Genomic DNA, 1,666 nt, shown 5'->3' with positions numbered 1-1,666 from the left:
GGCCTCCCGGTGGGAGACCCCCCTCGCCCTCAGCCTGTTGTAGAGGGCCGAGACCACCGAGTCCTCGGCGGTGCGGACGTGGACGATCGCCGACTGGCACAGCAGCCTGCGCATCTCTCTGTCGCCGCGGTGCGTGGTCGCGCACCGGTGCGAGGTCTCCGCCGATTCGCGCACCTTCGGCACCAGGCCGAAGTACGCCGCCAGCTGGGCCGACGACCCGAAGCGCTTCACGTCGATGATCATAGAGACCGCGTACGCGGCCGAGACCGCGCCGAACCCCGGGATGCTCATCACCAGATCGAAGTCGGTGATGTGCCCGAACGTCGCCCGGATCAGCCTGGCCTCCTCGTCGGTGCGGGCCTTTATCGACCTCGCCTCCGACACGAGGAGCCTCAGGCAGGTGTCCCTCGAGTCCCACATCTCCTTCATCGCCTTCTTCGAGAAGATGTCGGAGTAATCCTTGCTCAGCCTGATCCCGTGGAGGAGCATGTGCATCCTGGCCCGGCGCTTGAGGTCCGCCAGGTGCCTCTTCTCCGCGAGGACCGCGCGGCATATCTCGCGCCGTTCCATCCAGACCGGGGACGGCATCTTGCAGACGGCGAACTCGCGCTCGCCGTTCAGCCTCCGCCGCATGTACCCCGCGAGCTCGGCCGCATCGTTGGCGTCGGTCTTCTTCACGGACTTGGTGATCCGGTAGAGGTCCTGGGCCTGCGCCACGACCGTGTCGATCCCGAGGTTGGTCAGGACCCAGTAGGTCTCGTGCGTCTTCGTGGAGTTCTCGATGAGGACATGCGCCTCATGCCCGCGGAGCGCCTCCGCGATCCGCGCTATGTCCTCGGGCTCCGACGGCTGCGTGCCGTGGTCCCTGTTGAAGCGCCTCAGGAACTCCTCCTCGTCTTCGCTCGGCTTCCCCGGGCCCGCATGGACCGCGCAGCATACCGCGGTCTTCTTGTGCAGGTCCATCCCGATCGCTATCCTCAAGCTTTCCTTGCCTCCCTGCCGCAACCTTCCCCGGAGGCCTGCCGAGGCGCCAATCTTTATCTCAGGTCGGCGATATTCCTCTCGGCCTGCGGTTTTTGTTGCAACTATGAATCAGCAGGTCGCTTTTTGAATGGGGCGGTCTTCTCTTCGTTGGTTGTTCTGTGGCTCATCTGCTGTCAGGCCCGTCTCGAATCCCGTTCCATGCGCTCTCGGATCTGTTCGAAAAGGTATCCTGAATGCATTTGATTTAGTGGATCAAATGTCTTCTTGTTCGAAACACGGTGATTGATCGCTTGGGTCCATCAACCGCATTGTATAGAGACAATTCCTTCTGACTCTTGTTTCCAAAGCGGATCTATCGGATATTCTCTGGGTATGATTACTTTCTCGTTCAAGGATTAGAGAAGTTCATATACAATTAATCTAATACAGATTAGACTAATTTAAATTAGACTAATATAGATTAGAAAGTTGGCAGCATTATGGAATTCATTGGAAGAAAAGAGGAATTGTCCATATTGGAGGACGAATATGGGAAGAGAAGCAGTCTCGTGATAATATATGGTCGTCGCAGGGTAGGCAAGACCGCTCTGATTGATAATTTTCTGAGGAATAAGGTTAATTCAATATATTTTCTGGCCACAGAAGAATCGTCGCCTTTGAATCTGGAAAGGTTCTCTTCATC

Annotated in this window: 2 protein-coding genes; one reads left to right on the top strand and one right to left on the bottom strand. The window is 57.1% G+C overall.

The window, feature by feature from the left end; all coding sequences use genetic code 11:
• Positions 1 to 981, bottom strand: a 981-nt coding sequence (locus AUQ37_RS01505; protein WP_157844241.1) for a transposase, incomplete at its 3' end; no start/stop codon positions are given.
• Positions 982 to 1,463: 482 nt separating this feature from the next.
• On the opposite strand from AUQ37_RS01505, the gene AUQ37_RS11835 reads away from it, so the two are divergent.
• A partial coding sequence (locus AUQ37_RS11835; protein ID WP_058747118.1) for an ATP-binding protein occupies positions 1,464 to 1,666 on the top strand: 203 nt, incomplete at its 3' end.

The sequence above is a fragment of the Candidatus Methanomethylophilus sp. 1R26 genome, assembly GCF_001481295.1.
Taxonomy (GTDB): domain Archaea; phylum Thermoplasmatota; class Thermoplasmata; order Methanomassiliicoccales; family Methanomethylophilaceae; genus Methanomethylophilus.
This window is presented reverse-complemented; position numbering and strand designations above follow the sequence as displayed.